Origin of the sequence: Pseudomonas syringae KCTC 12500 (genome assembly GCF_000507185.2) — a bacterium.
Lineage (GTDB): Bacteria > Pseudomonadota > Gammaproteobacteria > Pseudomonadales > Pseudomonadaceae > Aquipseudomonas > Aquipseudomonas syringae.
The window spans coordinates 4,631,058-4,648,326 of the sequence record NZ_AYTM02000002.1; the positions used below are offsets into that span (position 1 = coordinate 4,631,058).

Annotated in this window: 8 protein-coding genes; 4 read left to right on the top strand and 4 right to left on the bottom strand. The window is 61.7% G+C overall.

Annotated elements, in window-relative coordinates; translation table 11 throughout:
- Nucleotides 1-28: 28 nt before the first annotated feature.
- From V476_RS20890 to V476_RS20905, 4 genes are read right to left on the bottom strand one after another with little or no spacing between them, the layout of a single operon-like run.
- Complete coding sequence (locus tag V476_RS20890) at nucleotides 29-595, bottom strand: DUF6162 family protein (protein WP_024959260.1); 567 nt, start codon at nucleotides 593-595, stop codon at nucleotides 29-31.
- Complete coding sequence (locus V476_RS20895) at nucleotides 592-924, bottom strand: hypothetical protein (RefSeq protein WP_003318855.1); 333 nt, start codon at nucleotides 922-924, stop codon at nucleotides 592-594. The genes V476_RS20890 and V476_RS20895 overlap by 4 nt, the downstream gene beginning before the upstream one ends.
- Nucleotides 921-1,466, bottom strand: coding sequence for a hypothetical protein (locus V476_RS20900; protein ID WP_003318854.1), 546 nt, complete (start codon nucleotides 1,464-1,466; stop codon nucleotides 921-923). Before V476_RS20900 ends, V476_RS20895 begins: the two co-directional genes overlap by 4 nt.
- The gene (locus V476_RS20905) at nucleotides 1,463-2,677 is read right to left on the bottom strand and encodes a PepSY-associated TM helix domain-containing protein (RefSeq protein ID WP_024959261.1); all 1,215 of its coding nucleotides are present in this window, start codon (nucleotides 2,675-2,677) and stop codon (nucleotides 1,463-1,465) included. Before V476_RS20905 ends, V476_RS20900 begins: the two co-directional genes overlap by 4 nt.
- A gap of 296 nt (nucleotides 2,678-2,973) precedes the next feature.
- Between V476_RS20905 and V476_RS20910 the strand changes: the two genes are divergently transcribed.
- The 4 genes from V476_RS20910 to V476_RS20930 all read left to right on the top strand — a co-directional run bounded on the left by V476_RS20910 (nucleotide 2,974) and on the right by V476_RS20930 (nucleotide 17,259).
- Entirely contained in the window at nucleotides 2,974-3,951 is a 978-nt protein-coding gene (locus V476_RS20910) for a TauD/TfdA family dioxygenase (RefSeq protein ID WP_024959262.1), read from the top strand.
- 477 nt (nucleotides 3,952-4,428) lie between these two features.
- A protein-coding gene (locus tag V476_RS27615; protein ID WP_103715870.1) for an IS3 family transposase occupies nucleotides 4,429-5,804 on the top strand; the annotation gives its coding sequence in 2 pieces (ribosomal slippage) (nucleotides 4,429-4,900 and nucleotides 4,900-5,804; 1,377 coding nt in all).
- 179 nt (nucleotides 5,805-5,983) lie between these two features.
- Nucleotides 5,984-9,394 carry a non-ribosomal peptide synthetase gene (locus tag V476_RS20925; RefSeq protein WP_024960449.1) on the top strand — a complete coding sequence of 1,137 codons (3,411 nt, stop codon included), beginning with the start codon at nucleotides 5,984-5,986 and terminating at the stop codon, nucleotides 9,392-9,394.
- Nucleotides 9,391-17,259: a non-ribosomal peptide synthetase gene (locus V476_RS20930; protein WP_024960450.1), complete on the top strand. Its 7,869-nt coding sequence runs from the start codon at nucleotides 9,391-9,393 to the stop codon at nucleotides 17,257-17,259. The genes V476_RS20925 and V476_RS20930 overlap by 4 nt, the downstream gene beginning before the upstream one ends.
- The last annotated feature ends 10 nt before the right edge of the window (nucleotides 17,260-17,269 follow it).

Below are 17,269 nucleotides of genomic sequence, written 5' to 3' on the forward strand. Positions count from 1 at the left end.
CGGTCTTCTTTCAAAGGAATGCGGAGTTTCAGTGCGGGTGCTGACGGGTCACGCCAGCATCGAATTGCGCGACGACCTGTTTCCAGCCTGAATCGATCAAGGCCTGGTCACTGAGGTCGCTAACCGCCGCCAGCGAGGCGTTGCGGTTGATCCAGATGTCCGGCTGCTCGCCGGAATCGACACGCATCAGAAACGAACCGGCCACGCTCGACGTCCGGCTCAGTCCCAGGTAGGACTGCTCGATCATCTGCCAGGCATGGTCGCCACGGCTCACCGAACTGGCATCCCTGGCGAACGGCGCAAAGCCTTCATCGCCCAGTTGCTCTGGGGTGATCGGTGTCTGCTGCTCGCTGGCCAGCAGGCGGATTTCGTCGAGGGTCACGCGCAGGTCGGCGTAAATGCCTTGTTCCGCAGCGCTCAACTCGCGTCGTGCGTCCAGTTGGTGGTTGGCGATGCTGTGCGTTTCCTGAGTATCACGGTGCAAGCTGATCACCCCGGCAGCGCTGCCAAGGATCAGCAGGCACAGCAGCAGGACGTACAGGGTTTCATGCCCGGCGCCTGCCGGGCGGACGATGTGTCGGGTTGGTGTGCTCATGGCGCCTGGATGTCCGCCTGATCGATTTCCACCACATGACCGGGACCTGCGTCGAACAGCACGTAGAACTCGGAGGCGGGGCGTTTGAAGGTTACCGTCGAGTCTTCGCCGAGCTTGCCTGGCACCAGGATGGTTTCGTCGTAGCCGATCACGTCCAGGGTCACACCCGGCGCACCACTGCCGTCGGAAAAACCGCCGGTGCAGCGGATCTGCTCGGTGTCGATCTGTTTGCATTCGCACATCGGGTTATGCGCCAGGGCGTTGCCGCTCAGGCCAAGCAGGCACAGGGCACTGGCCGTCAGCCAGCGCAGGGAAGGGCGGGCACTCATGGTTGGGCTCCTTGTTTTTTCAGCCACGCCACGGTGCTGGGCGAAGCCTGTTGCAGGGGGATGGAAGTCTGATGCACGGCGCCGTCCCAGCCTTCCATGGTGATCCACAGCTCGGCGTCGGGATCGGTGTTTTGCGCGATCTGCATGAAGGCACTCATGCGGTAGCCGCCACCGAAGAAAATCACCCCGGCGGTGCGCAGGCTGCGCGGTTTGCCGATACGCAGATAAGTGGCCTTGACCCGGTCGATGCAGGCGTTGCACAGCGCCGCGTTGAAACTTTTCATGTAGCCCGATGGGCCGGAAAGGCGCGGCGCTTCGTTGCGGTCCTCTGCCAGACGCAGGCTCCACGGGCCGACCTGAATCTCGCCGACCTCGCGCTGGCCAAGGCCCTGATCGCCACGATCCAGTGAAACATCGGAGAAGTACTTGGGCATGAAACCCAGCGGGATCAGCACCAGCAGCACGTTGATATGGAAGCGCCATTTGTGCCAGAAACGACTCAGTGACGATGCAGGTTGTGCAGCAGCGGCGGCCTTGCTCACAGGCTGTTCTCCGGGGTGCGGGTCGCCAGCGGCGAGGTGTTTATCTCCGGGGTGTACGCGACAGGTCTGGCTCGGGCATCACGCTTGAGGGCGTTGAGCGTCGCCAGTGCAGTACGCTTGCTCCAGATCAACAGGCCGCTGAGCACCATCATGCTCAGCAGCAGGCCGAAAAACGCCCAGATCAGCTTGATCCAGATGCCGCCGAAATCGCCGGTGTGCAGGGGGCGCATGGACTCGGTGACGAACTCCAGCTTGTTGCGGTCCGACAGCAGGTGCGAGGCGGCAATCTCGCCGCTGTACGGGTTGATTTCGGCGGTCTGGAACATCAATGGATACCAGCTGCGTCCACCCACCTGCATGTTGCTGTAGGCATTGAACGGCGGTGTGATGAAGCTGGCTTCCAGGCCCGGAATCCGCTCCCTGGCGATTTCCACGGCGCGCTCCAGGCTGATGGTCGGCGCAGGACTACCATCGGCAGTCAGTGGCACGGCGCTGTGCGGGATGATCGACGCGCCCTGGGATTTGCTGGAAATACTGATCTGGTTGTCGCCCAGAATCGCCTGGATCAGAAACCACGTGCCGGTAATGGAAATTACCGCAATGAACCAGATCGACCAGACGCCGCTGAGGCGATGCAGGTCGCCCCAGAAAATCCGCGGGCCCTGGCTGAAACGCACGGGCTTGAAAAAGCCGCGCCAGAATTTCTTGTAGACCACCAGCCCGGTCACCAGTGAGGCCAGCAACGGCAGGCCGAGAATCGACACCAGGTACCAGCCCCACGAATAACCGTTGGTAAACGGCACCAGCCACCAGCCGTGCAGCGCGCGGGTGAAGCGGCGGAAGTCGAACGAAGGAGTAATGCCCTGAATCACTCCGGTGTAAGGGTTGACGTAAGCCGGCACCGAACGCCCGTCGGGGTAGGTGATGAACACGCTCAAGGCGAAATAGTCGCCGTCCGGCTGCATGATGGTGCCCACGATCAGGTCCGGTTGGTTGCGTTCGATGGTTGCGCGAATCTGTTCGAAGTTCAGGCGCTGCGCGTCGTCGGAAGGGCGGTTGTCACGCATCTCCGGGTTGGCCAGCCACATGATTTCCTTGCTGACCACGGCCAGCGTGCCGGTCACACAAACGATCAGCACGAAGAACCAGATCGGCAGGGCCAGCCAGCTGTGGACGAGAAACCAGATTTTTGAACGGGACTTCTTCGACATGGATAAACAATCTCGATTCACGATGTGGAGCGGCCGCAGGGCGGTCCCCTCTGTCTGTACGCGCGGGCGGTATAAAAGCCTCGCATTAAGTTAAAGACGAATGAGAACTGAATTCCTATAGGAATTTTTTGCGTTTAAATGCAAAAAATTGTTTCAGTGCGGCGGTACAGCTCCGCATGCCGCATGAATAGGGCGGTCCGGCTAATTTTCCAGCAGCGCAGTACGTTCAATCTGGACATTGGTGTTGCGCCAGGCCGCAGGGGCTCGGGCGCTTTTGCCATCAAGGGAGAGACATCATGAGTCATGCGTTGAGTTTGGATATCCGGCCGTTGCTGGCAGGGGCGGGCAGCTTGCCGATGCTGGTGCAGGCACCCGAGCCCGGTCTGGACTTGATGGAAGCGCTGGGCGAACTCAAGCCGTTGGTCGCCGGGCACCTGTATAGCGCAGGCGGGATTCTGTTTCGCGGCTTCGAGGTGGGCGGTGCGGAAGCGTTTCGCGAGTTCGCCGCCGGTTTCGGCGATCCGCTGCTCAACTACGAGTTCGGCTCTACGCCGCGCAGCAATGTCACCAAGGGTGTATACACCTCGACCGAGTACCCGGCGCACCAGAGCATCCCGCTGCACAACGAGCAGGCCTACACGCTGGAATGGCCGATGAAGATCTGGTTCTACAGCATGATCGCGGCGCAGACAGGCGGCGAAACACCGATCGCCGACAGCCGCGAAATCTACCGACGCATTCCGGCGCGCATTCGCGAGCGCTTTGTCGAAAAGAAACTGATGTACGTGCGTAACTACGGCAACGGGCTCGATGTGGAATGGAGTCAGGTGTTCAACAGCGAAGACGAGCGCGTGGTCGAAGCCTACTGCCGGGCGCACAACATCGAGTGCGAATGGAAAGACGACGGCGAACTGCGCACCCGCCAGATTTGCCAAGCGGTATCGCGCCACCCGGTGACCCACGACACCGTCTGGTTCAACCAGGCGCACCTGTTCCACATCTCCAACTTGCAACCGGAAGTGCGCGAAACCCTGCTCGACGTAGTGGACGAAGAAGACCTGCCGCGCAACGTCTACTACGGCGACGGCTCGCCCCTCGAAGAAACCCTGCTGGACGAAATCCGCGGCGTACTCGACGAATGCACCGTCAGCTTCCCATGGCTGGAAAACGACGTCCTGATGCTCGACAACATGCTCACCGCCCACTCCCGCGCACCCTTCACCGGCAAACGCAAAGTGGTGGTCGCCATGGCACAGGGGCATTCGGATAAGTAAACGCCGTTAGATCATCGTGCTGACGCACTGAGTGGTTTTGCCTTTCGTGACTCGCTGCATCACGAATCTACGGCTCGCCGCAGTTCAGAAACATCCAGAACCACGATGCTTTTAAACCACGATGGCACAGACGACGCAGAGTGCGACGTAAGTGACGGCTGAGTCATGGCGCTGATCCGGGGGTAGCCTGGCAGGACGCCAGGCAAGCCGCACCGGGCCATGGATGGCCCGTTGCGGCGACCCCCGGAGCAGTGACAGGGCGAAGGAACCCGACGAAGTCGGGCCGGAAACGGAGCTGCGGGCTTTGCCTACTTTGGCCCCATCAAAGTAGGTCGCCGAGGGGCGAAAAGGTTACCTGAGCCGAACCTCAATCCACCTGAAAAAGAAAAACCGCCGTGTGACGCAGAGCGTCACGAGCTGCATTCCCACGCGGAGTGGTGTGACCCCCGAAGGTTGGATGCAACCTTTGGAGGCGTCATGGGTAAATATACAGAGCAGGCAAAACTCGCAGCCGTGAAAGAGTATTGTGCTGGCAAGGCAGGTTTGAGGGATGTTGCGCATCGCCACGATGTGGATTTTTCCTGCCTTAGGCAGTGGGTTGCGGCCTATCAGATTCATGGCGTAGCGGGCCTGCAAGAGAAAAAACGCCAGCGCTACAGTGACGAGTTCAAGCTGACTGTTTTGAAGCGCATGCATGATGAGCGTTTATCTCTGCGCCAGACAGCGGCCTTGTTCGATATCCGTCAGTTCGGCATCATCGGTCTATGGCAGCGCCATTATGAAGAAGGGGCCTTTGATGCCTCCTCCAAGCCACCCACAAAAGCCGGACGCCCAAGAAAGATGACGACTGCACTTCCGCCTGTGAACGCCCCCTCAATCGACGATGAATCGCGCTCGCGTGACGAGTTGCTTGCCGAGGTGAAGCAACTGCGGATGGAGGTCGACTATCTAAAAAAGCTCGATGCCTTGGCTCAGAAGAAGCAACGAATAGCGCAACAGAAAAAGCGCAAATCGTAACCGAACTGAGACTGGGGCATTCTCTGGGTGGCCTGCTGAAGCTTGCCGGTCTGGCGCGCAGCACTTTTTACTATCAACAAAAGGTACTGCAAGCGGGCGATAAGTACGCCGGGCTGAAAGACCTGATTCAGACAGTTTTCTACGATCATAAAGGCCGGTATGGCTATCGTCGTATCACGGCGGCGTTGCGGCGCGCAGGCCATCTTGTGAACCACAAGACGGTGCAGAAACTGATGGGGCAGCTTGGCCTGAAGAGCCTGGTGCGAGTGAAGAAATACCGCTCTTACAAGGGCGAAGTAGGCAAGGCTGCGCCCAACATTCTCAAGCGTGATTTCAAGGCCCAGCACCTTAATGAAAAATGGGCCACGGACGTCACCGAGTTCAAAGTGGGAGGCCAGAAGCTCTATCTGTCGCCCATCATGGATCTGTACAACGGCGAAATCATTTCCTATGCAATCGCCAGGCGCCCGCTGTACTCCATGGTGGACGAAATGCTTGAAGGAGCGTTCAAGAAGCTTGAGCCGCATGAAAAGCCTATTTTGCACTCAGACCAGGGCTGGCAATATCGGATGCCTGTTTACCAACGATTACTCAATGAGCATTCGATCACATGCAGCATGTCGCGCAAGGGCAACTGCTACGACAACGCGGCTATGGAAAGTTTTTTTGGCACGCTGAAGTCCGAGTTTTTCTATCTGAACAAATTTAACAATCTGGATGAGCTTCATGCGGGCATCGACGAGTACATTGAGTATTACAATCAGTCACGCATCAAACTGAAACTTAACGGCCTGAGCCCTGTGGAGTTCAGAATGCAGGCCGCTCAGGCAGCGTAGAAATAATCGTCCAACCTTCGGGGGTCATACCAGAGCATGGGAACGATAGTCAACCGTCCAACTTTGTGGGGGCAGCTCACTCACCCCCCCGACAAACCTTTCTAAATATTTCCTCGCCAATTCGTTCTTGTTGATACGACCCCGCCCGACGGTCAGCCCCACTCAGCAAGGATCGACCCATGAACCCCGAACACGCCCAGAAACTCGCTCGCCGTTTTGTCGAGTTACCCCTTGAAAAACGCCGCCTGTTCCTCGATGGCATGCGCAAGGAGAACATGGATTTCTCGCTGTTCCCGATCCCTTCCTGTGCCGGGCTGGCCGAGCGTGAGGGTCTGTCTTATGCCCAGCAACGCATGTGGTTTCTCTGGCAACTGGACCCGCACAGCGCGGCCTACAACCTGCCGATGTCGGTGGGCCTGAACGGTCCGCTGGAACTGCCTTTGCTGGATCGGGCATTCAGTGCGCTGGTCGAACGACATGAAAGCCTGCGCACCACCTTCGGCCAGGAGGGCGATCGGGCATTTCAGCGTGTTGCGCCGCCAGCGCCAGTGAGCATCCGCCTGACCGATCTGAGCGCCTTGCCGCCCGAACAGCGCTGGGCCAGTGCGCGTCAGGCCATGGCCGAACAGGCTGCGCAAACCTTCGATCTGCAGCGCGGGCCGCTGTTCACCGTGCAGGTGCTGCGTCTGGCCGAACAGGAGCACCTGCTGCTGCTCAACCTGCACCACATGATCACCGATGGCTGGTCGATGAACGTGCTGATCGACGAATGGCTGCGCGGCTACGACGCGCTGCTGGCCGGCAAACCGCTGCCTTTTCAGCCGCTGCTTGTGCAGTACCGCGATTACGCAGTCTGGCAACGCAGCTGGCTGGAAGCCGGTGAGCAGGCGCGTCAGCTGGACTACTGGCGCAGCCACCTGGGCGAAGAGCATCCGCTGCTGGAGCTGCCCACCGACCGTCCGTATCCGGCCTTGCCCAGCCACGACGGCGCTCGCCTGGAGCTGGCACTGGAGCCCGAGCTGCTGCGCAACCTGAAAAGCCTCGCGCAACGCCAGGGCGTGACCCTGTTCGTGGTGCTGCTGGCGACCTTCAAAAGCCTGCTGCATCGCTACAGCGGGCAGACCGACATTCGTGTTGGCGGCCTGATCGCCAACCGCACCCGCAGCGAAACCGAAGGGCTGATCGGCTGCTTCATCAATACTCAGGTACTGCGCAGTGAAGTGACGGCGCAGACCCGCTTCGTCGACTTGTTGAATATCGTGCGCGACGCCTCGACCGGTGCCCAGGCGCATCAGGAATTGCCATTCGACGCCATCATCGACGCCCTGCAGCCGGAGCGCAGCCAGAGCCATAACCCTTTATTTCAGGTGATGTTCAATCACCAGCCGGTGGTGGCCGACCTGCTCGACAAGCAATTGAGCGGCGGCCTGCGCGTGGCTAATCTGCCCGCCGAACAACAGGCACTGGCGCAGCGCTCGCACGCTGCCGCCAGCGACCTGATGCTGGCCACCAGCGGTGAAGGCGAACAACTGCATGCCGCCTTCACCTACGCCACCGACATTTTTGACGAGTCGACCATCGCTCGCCTGGCCGGGCACTGGCGCAACCTGTTGGCCTCTGTCTGTGCCGACCCGCTGCAGACCATCGCCGAGCTGTCGATGCTCTCGGCCGACGAGCGCACGCAACTGCTGGATGTCGACAATGCCACCAAAGCTGACACCACAACCCCCGCGCATCGCCAGTTCGAGGCACAAGTACAGCGCACGCCGCAGGCCCCGGCACTGATCCTCGCCCGTGAAGGTCAATCGCCAGGCCTGAGCTACACCGAACTGAACCAGCGCAGTAACCGTCTGGCCTGGCAGCTGCGCGAGCTGGGTGTCGGCGCGGACGTGCTGGTCGGCGTGGCGCTGGGTCGTTCGCTGGACATGCCCGTGGCGCTGCTCGCCGTGCTCAAGGCTGGCGGTGCCTATTTGCCGCTGGACCTGAATGCGCCGAGCGAACGCTTGCGTCATGTGTTGGCGGACAGTGGCGTGAAACTGCTGCTGACCCACAGCGATCAGCTGACCGGGCTGCCTGAATTGGCTGACATGCAATGCCTGTGCATCGATCGGATGAACAGCGAAACCGCCAGCGTGCACAACCTCGACGGCCCGATTGATCCGGCCAGCCTGGCCTACGTGATTTACACCTCAGGGTCGACCGGGCGGCCCAAAGGCGTGGCGATCAGTCATGCGGCCCTGGCCGAGTTCGTCGCCCTGGGGGCCAACTACAGTGACCTGCGCGAAGGCGACCGGGTCCTGCAGTTCGCCACCCACAGCTTCGATGGCTTCGTCGAGCAGTTCTACCCACCGTTGTGTCGTGGTGCGGCCGTCGTGCTGCGTGACGAGCGCCTGTGGGACAGCGCCACCTTCCATCAGGCCATCGTCGAGCACGGCGTGACCCTCGCCGACTTGCCCGCGGCCTATTGGCTGACGCTGGTTCAGGACTTCGCCGCCAGCCCGCCCGCACATTACGGCGCGCTACGCCAGGTGCATGTCGGCGGCGAAGCCATGGCCGTCGAGGGGCTGCGCCTGTGGCACAAGTCCGGGCTCGGGCATGTGCGCCTGCTCAATACCTATGGCCCGACCGAAGCTACCGTGGTGTCGAGCATCCATGATTGCAGCACGCTGACCCCGCAGCAGGTGTCCTGGCGCGGCGTGCCGATTGGCCAGGCGCTGGCAGGACGACGCCTGTACGTTCTCGACGATCAAATGAACCTGCTGCCGCAAGGTGCGGTGGGCGAGCTGTACATCGGCGGTCCTGGTCTGGCGCGGGGCTATCACGCCCAGCCCGGCCTGAGCGCCGAACGTTTTGTCGCCGATCCGTTTGTCAGCGGTGAGCGCCTGTATCGCAGCGGCGACCGCGCCCGACTGCGCACCGATGGCGCTGTCGAGTATATCGGCCGGGTCGATCATCAAGTGAAGATTCGCGGTTTCCGTATCGAGCTGGGCGAGGTCGAATCGCGCCTGCAGCAATGCACGGGCGTGCGCGAGGCCGTGGTGCTGGCCGTCGAACTGGCGGGCAGCACGCAGTTGGTCGCCTACGCGGTGCCGGACGTTGCCGCGTCTACAGAGGCCGAACAGTTGGCCCTGCGCCAAAGCATCCGCAGCCAGTTGCAAGCCAGCCTGCCGGATTACATGGTGCCGACGCACATGCTGTTGTTGCCCGAGCTGCCCCTGACGCCCAGCGGCAAGCTGGACCGCAAGGCATTGCCTGCCCCCGACGCAAGCCAGTTGCAGGCGCGTTATCGGGCGCCGCACAGCGAGGTGGAAATCTGCCTGGCGGCCATCTGGGCGGACGTTCTGCATGCGCCCCAGGTGGGCCTCGACGATCACTTTTTCGAACTGGGCGGGCATTCGCTGCTCGCCGCGCAAGTCATCGCCCGGATCAAGACGCAACTGGGCATCAGCCTTCCGCTGCGCAGCCTGTTCGAAAAACCGCTGCTCGGTGAACTCGCCGTCGAAGTGACAGCGCTGACCGACAACAGCACGGATAACGACTGGAGCGACATGGACCAGTTCATGGATTCACTGGAGGAATTCGGCGCATGACCGGGACCACTGCTGCACGCATTGCGAAACGTTTTGTCGGCCTGTCGCTGGAGCAACGCCAACAGTTCCTCGCCCGGTTGCGCCAGGAAGGCAAGGATTTCAGCCTGTTGCCGGTGCCGGTCAGCCGGCATGATGTCAGCGCCATTCCGCTGTCCTTCGCTCAGCAACGCCTGCTGTTCCTCTGGCAGCTCGATCCCTCGAGCGACGCGTACAAGATGACTACCGGCCTGCGTCTGCGCGGCACGTTGAACGAGTCGGCGTTGCGCCGCGCGTTCGATCATCTGATCGAACGCCACGAGGTGCTGCGCACGGTGTTTCACACTGATGGCGATCAGGCACAGCAAGTGCTGCTGCACGACCAGACAGTCGCATTGGAAAGCATTGATTTGGCCGGTCTGGCCGATGGCGAACTGCGCGATGCCGAGCTGGCGCTGCAAGTGGCCACAGTCACGGGCCAAGCGTTTGATCTGCGCACCGGGCCGCTGCTGCGCGCGCACCTGTTTCGCCTCGCGGACGACGAGCATGTGCTGATCGTCAGCATGCACCACATCGTCTCCGACGGCTGGTCGATGGATGTGATGATTCAGGAGTTCGTGCACTGCTATCAGGCGTACTGCGAGGGCCGCGAACCCGCGCTGCCGGAACTGCCGCTGCAATACGCCGATTATGCGATCTGGCAGCGCAGCTGGCTGGAGGCGGGCGAGGGCGCACGTCAGCTGGAGTACTGGCGTCACCGGTTGGGTGACGAGCAACCGCTGCTGGACGCCGCACCGGATTTCCCGCGTCCGGCCACGCAGAGCTATCAGGGCGAGCACCTGCGTTTCGATTTCGGTGTAGACCTGTCGCGGCGGCTCAACGCCTTTGCGCGCACGCAGGGCATGACCCTGTTCATGCTGGTGCTGGCCGGCTTTTCGCTGTTTCTGTCGCGCAAGGCCGGGCAGCGCGATATCCGCATCGGCGTGCCGAATGCCAACCGCGGTCGCGCTGAAACCGAAGGCTTGATCGGTTTCTTCATCAATACCCAGGTTTTGCGCTGCCAGGTGGATGAACGCCTGAGCTACCTTGACCTGCTGGCGCAGATTCGCGACACCTCGTTCGGTGCGCAGGCGCATCAGGACGTGCCCTTCGAACAACTGGTCGATCAACTGGCACCCGAGCGCAGCCTGGGCCACAACCCGCTCTTCCAAGCCAAGTTCAACCAGAACGTGGTCCTCAAGCAGAAAACCGCGCTCAGGCTGGCCGGGCTGGAGGTCAGCGAATATGCCTTCGACAAACAGGGCGCACATTTCGACCTGGCGCTGGACATCACTGACGACGGCACACTGATCCACGGCGACATGGCCTACGCCAGCGACCTGTATCGACGCACCACCGTCGAAGGTTTCATCCCGGAACTGCTCGCGCTGTTCGAAACCCTGCTCGATACGCCCCACGCCCCGCTATTCAGCCTGGGAGCACTCGCGGTCGAGCCGAGGCGCGACGCTCGCGCACCCGCGCCGCACATGCTGCAACTGTGGGACCGACAGGTCGAACGGCAACCTAATGCCCAGGCAGCCCGCTGCCTGCAGCGCACTCTGACCACGCTGCAACTGGAGCAGGCCGCCAATCAGTTGGCCCATCACCTGATCCGCATGGGCATCAGCGAGGGCCAGCCGGTCGCGGTATTGATGGAGCGTTCGTTGGACTGGCTGACGGCCGTGCTGGCAATTTTCAAGGCCGGCGGCGTGTACATGCCGCTGGACGTCAAAGCCCCCGATGCACGACTGCAACAGATGCTGGTCAATGCGCAGGCAAGAGTATTGCTGTGTGCCGAGGGTGATGTGCGGCAGACGTCGCTGGGTGTTGCCGGTTGTCAGGGCCTGACCTGGACGCCTGCGCTGTGGCAGGACCTGCCTGTCAGTCGCCCTGACACCCGGCCTTCAGCCGATTCGGCGGCCTACGTGATTCATACGTCCGGCTCGACCGGCCAGGCAAAAGGTGTGCTGGTCAGCCAGAGCGCACTGGCCAGTTACCTGCGTGGCTTGTCGGAGCAATTGCAACTGGCACCCGAGGCGAGCATGGCGCTGGTCTCGACCATCGCCGCCGACCTCGGCCATACCGTGCTGTTCGGCGCGCTGTGTTCGGGACGCACGCTGCACGTGCTGACCGAGGCGCTGGGTTTCGACCCGGATGCCTTTGCGGCCTACATGGCCGAGCATCAGGTGGGCGTGCTGAAAATCGTCCCCGGTCATCTGGCCGCGCTGTTGCAGTCCGGTCAGCCAGCCGACGTGCTCCCGCAGCATGCACTGATTGTCGGCGGCGAAGCCTGCTCGCCAGCGCTGATCGAGCAGGTGCGTCAGCTCAAGCCGGGTTGCCGGGTGATCAACCACTACGGGCCGAGCGAAACCACTGTTGGTGTGCTGACTTATGAGGTGCTGATGTCGCCCGGCTCGCTCCCACAGGATGTATGTGTATCCACTTGGGTGAACGCTGGCGACCCTCTGCGCAGCGTGCCAGTCGGCACATCGTTGCCGGGGGCCAGCGCCTACGTGCTGGACGACGTGTTGAACCCTGTGGGTACTCAGGTCGCCGGTGAGCTGTACATCGGCGGTGACAGCGTGGCGCTGGGCTATATCGGCCAGCCTGCGCTGAGCGCCGAGCGCTTCGTGCCGGACCCGTTCGCGCAGGACGGCACGCGCGTCTACCGCAGCGGTGATCGCATGCGCCGCAATCATCAGGGCCTGCTGGAATTCATCGGCCGGGCCGACGATCAGGTCAAAGTGCGCGGCTATCGTGTCGAGCCGGCAGAGGTCGCGCGGGTGTTGCTGGGCCTGGCTTCGGTGGCGCAGGTCAGCGTACTGGCGTTGCCCATCGATGACGATCAGACCCGCCTGCAACTGGTGGCCTATTGCGTGGCGGCAGGCGGGGCGCACCTGAGTATCGACAGCCTGCGCGAGCAACTGACTGCGCGCTTGCCGGACTACATGGTGCCCGCGCAGATCATGCTGCTGGACAGTCTGCCGCTGACCGCCAACGGCAAGCTCGACAAGCGCGCCTTGCCCAGGCCCGGCGTGGTCAAACAGCGTTACACCGCGCCGGTCGGCGAGATCGAGGAAAAGCTCGCTGCCGTTTGGGCGGATGTGTTGAAACTGGAACAGGTCGGCAGCACCGACAACTTCTTCGAACTGGGCGGCGATTCGATTCTCAGCCTGCAGATCATTGCCCGCGCCAAGCGCCAGGGCATCAAGCTCAGCCCCAAGCAATTGTTCGAAAAACAGACCATCGGCCAACTGGCCTCGGTGGCGAAACTGATTCAGAAAAAGCCCGCAGCCGTGGCAGAGCAGATCAGCGGTTCGTTACCGTTGCTGCCGATTCAGGCGCGTTTCTTCGAGCTGGACATCCCCGAGCGTCAGCACTGGAATCAGGCGTTGATACTCAAGCCGTTGCAAACGCTGGAGGCTGCTCATCTTCAGTCTGCATTGACTGCGCTGATCGAGCAGCACGACGCACTGCGTCTGGGTTTCACCCAGCAGGACGGCCAATGGCAGGCCACCTTCGGCGTGCTGAACGCTCGTGAGCTGCTCTGGACTCATGAGCTGGACAGCATCGAGCGCTTGCCTGAGCTGGCCGATGAGGCGCAACGCAGCCTGGACCTGAAAAATGGCCCGCTATTGCGTGCCGTGCTGATCAACCTGCCACAAGGCGAACAGCGTCTGTTGCTGGTGATTCATCATCTGCTGGTGGACGGCGTGTCATGGCGGGTGTTGCTGGAAGACCTGCAACACGCGTACCTCGCCCTGGCGCAAGGCCAGCCAGTATTACTCGCGGCAAAAACCACGTCGCTCCAGCGCTGGGCCGAGCAATTGCAACAGTATGCGGCCGGTGAGACGCTGAAGGCCGAGCGCGATTACTGGCTGCAGGCCTTGCAGGGCGAAGACCAGCCGCTGCCTCGTGACAAGCCCGAAGGCACGATGCGCAATCGCGACGCGGCCCATGCATCTTCCTGGCTGAGCCGGGACCTGACCCACAAGCTGCTGAAAGTCGCGCCCGCCGCGTACCGCACGCACGTCAACGACCTGCTGCTGACGGCGCTGGCCCAGGTTCTCTGCGAATGGAGTCAGCAGCCCTCGGTGCTGATCCAGCTGGAAGGGCATGGCCGCGAAGACCTGTTCGACGAGACCGATCTGAGCCGCACCGTCGGCTGGTTCAGCAGCCTGTTTCCGGTGCGCCTCACGCCGCAGATCGCGCCGGGGGCAAGCCTGTGTGGCATCAAGGAGCAATTGCGTGCAGTGCCGGACAAGGGCATTGGTTACGGCGTGTTGCGCTATATGGGTGAAGCGCCTTTCGCGCAGCAATTGGCCGCCTTGCCGCAGGCGCGTGTCACGTTCAATTACCTGGGCCAGTTCGACGGCAGCTTCAACGAACACCAAGGCGCGTTGTTCGTACCGAGTGCCGACAGTTCAGGCACTGCGCTGTGCGAGGACGGGCCGCTGGGCAATTGGCTTAGCCTCAACGGTCAGGTGTTCGACGGCCAGTTGCAACTGGACTGGAGCTTCAGCCGCGAGGTGTATCACGCCTCGACCATCGACACCCTGGCGCGTCGCTACGAGCAGGCGCTGACCACCCTGATCGAACATTGCACGGCGGGGCATCAAGGCGTTACGCCGTCGGACTTCCCGCTGGCGCGCCTCACCCAGGCGCAGCTTGACGGTCTGCCGATTGCGGCGGGCCAGATCGAGGATATCTACCCGCTGTCACCGATGCAGCAGGGCATGCTGTTTCACTCGTTATTCGATGAACGCGCGGGCAACTACATCAACCAGTTGCGGGTGAACATTCGCGGGCTGGATGTGCCGCGTTTCCGCAACGCCTGGCAGGCCGCGGTGGACCATCACGACGTGCTGCGCAGCTGTTTTGTCAGCCAGCGCGAGCAGTCGCTGCAAGTGGTGCAGCGTCAGGTCGAGGTGCCCTTTGTCGAGCTGGATGCGCGTGGTCAGCCAGAAAACTGGCTCGACGACTGGGCGCAGACCGACCGTCAGCAAGGCTTCGATCTGGCGCAAGGGCTATTGTTGCGCCTGGCCGTGTTGCGCACCGCCGATGACGCGTGGCATCTGGTGTATACCAGCCACCACATCCTCATGGATGGCTGGAGCAGTTCGCGCCTGCTCGGTGAAGTGCTGCAACGCTACAGCGGGCAGATGCCAGCGAAACAGGCAGGCCGCTATCGTGATTACATTCAGTGGCTACAGCGTCAGGATGCCGCGCTCAGCGAGCGTTTCTGGACTGCGGAACTGGCGGAGCTGGACGAGCCGACCCGCTTGCTGCAAGCGTTCAAGTCTTCGGCCGAGGGGCAGGGCTACGGCGATTACATCCAGCTGATCGACAGCGACGGCACCCGACGCCTGAACGCGTTTGCCCGCGAGCAACGCGTCACCCTCAATACGCTGCTGCAATCGGCCTGGCTGTTGTTGCTGCAACGCTACACCGGCCAGTCCAGTGTGACCTTTGGCGCGACCGTGGCCGGGCGTCCGGCCGAGTTGCCGGGTGTCGAAGAACAGCTGGGGCTGTTCATCAATACCCTGCCGGTCATCGCCAGCCCGCGTGCCGAGCAGACGGTGGCCGACTGGGTGCAGCAGGTGCAGGCGAAAAACCTTGCTCTGCGCGAGCATGAGCACACGCCGCTGTATGACATCCAGCGCTGGGCGCGCAACAGTGGCGAGGCGTTGTTCGACACCATTCTGGTGTTCGAAAACTACCCGGTGTCCGAAGCCCTGCAGCGCGCGCCGGACGGTCTGGTCTTCAGCGACCTGCGCAATCAGGAGCAGGCGCATTACCCGCTGACCCTGGTGGTCGAGGCCAATGAGGTGCTGTCGGTACGTTTCAGTTACGACCGCCAGCACTTCAGCGCCGAAGGCATTCTGCAGCTGGCGGCGCATTTCGATCACCTGCTGCAGAGCCTCTGCGCATCGGCAACCATGCCACTCGGCGAACTGGCATTGCCGACCGCCTGGACGCAACGCGTGCAGCGCTACCCTAGCGAGCACTGCGCGCATCAACGCATCGAAGCCCAGGTCGAGCGTAACCCGCAGGCCATCGCCCTGAGTTTTGGCGATCAGCAACTGAATTACCGGCAGCTCAACCAGCGTGCCAACCAATTGGCCCACAAACTACGCGAACAGGGCGTTGGCCCGGACATGCGTGTCGGGCTGGCCGCCGAGCGCAGTCTGGAGATGATTGTCGGCCTGCTGGCCATTCTCAAGGCCGGTGGCGCTTACGTGCCGCTGGATCCGGATTATCCGCAGGATCGCCTGAGCTTTCTGATGCACGACAGTGGTATCGAACTGTTGCTGACCCAAGCGCCGCTGCTTGACAAACTGCCGATCCCCGAACAGGTGCAGACGCTCGATCTGGCTGACAAACTGGACGGTTACAGCACGGAAAACCCGATCAATCAGACCGCGCCGGCCAACCTGGCCTACGTGATCTACACCTCGGGTTCGACCGGTAAACCGAAAGGCACCTTGCTCGCCCATCACAACCTGATGCGCCTGTTCGCCGCGACGGATGACTGGTTCCATTTCAACGAGCAAGACGTGTGGACGCTGTTCCATTCCTTCGCTTTCGACTTTTCGGTGTGGGAGATTTTTGGCGCGCTGCTGCATGGTGGCCGACTGGTCATCGTGCCCCGCGAAGTGACCCGCTCGCCGGAAGAATTCCATGCGCTGCTGGTCGAACAGCAAGTCACGGTGCTCAACCAGACACCGTCGGCGTTCAAGCAACTGATGCGCGTGGCCTGTGATTCATCGCTACCGCTGTCGCTGCAGAAAATCATTTTTGGCGGCGAGGCGCTGGACGTCGCCAGCCTGAAGCCGTGGTTCGAGCGCTTTGGCGATCAGACGCCGCAACTGATCAATATGTACGGCATCACCGAAACCACGGTGCACGTGAGCTATCGACCGATCACGCTGGCCGACACGCAGAACCCGGCCAGCCCGATAGGCGAGGCGATTCCGGACCTGTCGTGGCACGTGCTGGACGCCGATTTCAATCCGGTCGCTCAGGGTTGTAGCGGTGAGCTGCACATCGGCCATGCCGGTCTGGCGCGGGGTTATCACAACCGCGCCGCGCTGACTGCCGAACGCTTCGTGCCGGACCCGTTTTCCAGCGAGGGTGGCCGCCTTTATCGCACCGGCGACCTGGCGCGTTATCGGGCTGGTGGGATGATCGACTACGCCGGGCGCATCGACCATCAAGTGAAAATTCGCGGCTTCCGCATCGAACTCGGTGAAATCGAAGCGCGGTTGCAAGCGCACCCGGCCATACGCGAAGTGAGCGTGCTGGCGCTGGACGGGCAGTTGGCGGCGTATCTGGTGCCTAACGAGCCTGATCAGGATCAGCAGAGCCTTCGTGAAACGCTGAAAAATGAACTGAGGGCGCACTTGCCCGATTATATGGTGCCCACCCATTTCATCGTTCTCGACAGCATGCCGCTGACTGCCAACGGCAAGCTGGATCGCAAGGCGCTGCCTGCGCCGGATTCCAGTCAGCTGCAGGCCACCTACAGCGCTCCGCAAGGCGAGCTGGAGCAGCAACTGGCGGCGATCTGGGCCGATGTGTTGAAGGTCGAGCGGGTCGGGCGCAGCGACAACTTTTTCGAGTTGGGTGGGCATTCGCTGCTGGCGGTGCAGATGCTCGTGCGGGTGCGCGAACAGTTGCAGCACGAGGTCAGCCTCAAGGATGTCTTCGAGCAACCGCTGCTGGCGGACTTCTGCGCCACGCTGCAGGAAAAAAATGGCGAAAGTGACCACGCGCAGGACGAATTGACTAAATCACTGGAGGCACTCAAACGTTTATCAGCGGAGGAAATTGATAATTTGATTGCTTAGCAGGAGAGAC

Coding starts and splice junctions, on each gene's coding strand:
- V476_RS20910 (WP_024959262.1), top strand. CDS start 2,974: ATGAGTCATGCGTTGAGTTTGGATATCCGGCCGTTGCTGGCAGGGGCG.
- V476_RS20890 (WP_024959260.1), bottom strand. CDS start 595: ATGAGCACACCAACCCGACACATCGTCCGCCCGGCAGGCGCCGGGCAT.
- V476_RS20925 (WP_024960449.1), top strand. CDS start 5,984: ATGAACCCCGAACACGCCCAGAAACTCGCTCGCCGTTTTGTCGAGTTA.
- V476_RS20930 (WP_024960450.1), top strand. CDS start 9,391: ATGACCGGGACCACTGCTGCACGCATTGCGAAACGTTTTGTCGGCCTG.
- V476_RS20905 (WP_024959261.1), bottom strand. CDS start 2,677: ATGTCGAAGAAGTCCCGTTCAAAAATCTGGTTTCTCGTCCACAGCTGG.
- V476_RS20895 (WP_003318855.1), bottom strand. CDS start 924: ATGAGTGCCCGCCCTTCCCTGCGCTGGCTGACGGCCAGTGCCCTGTGC.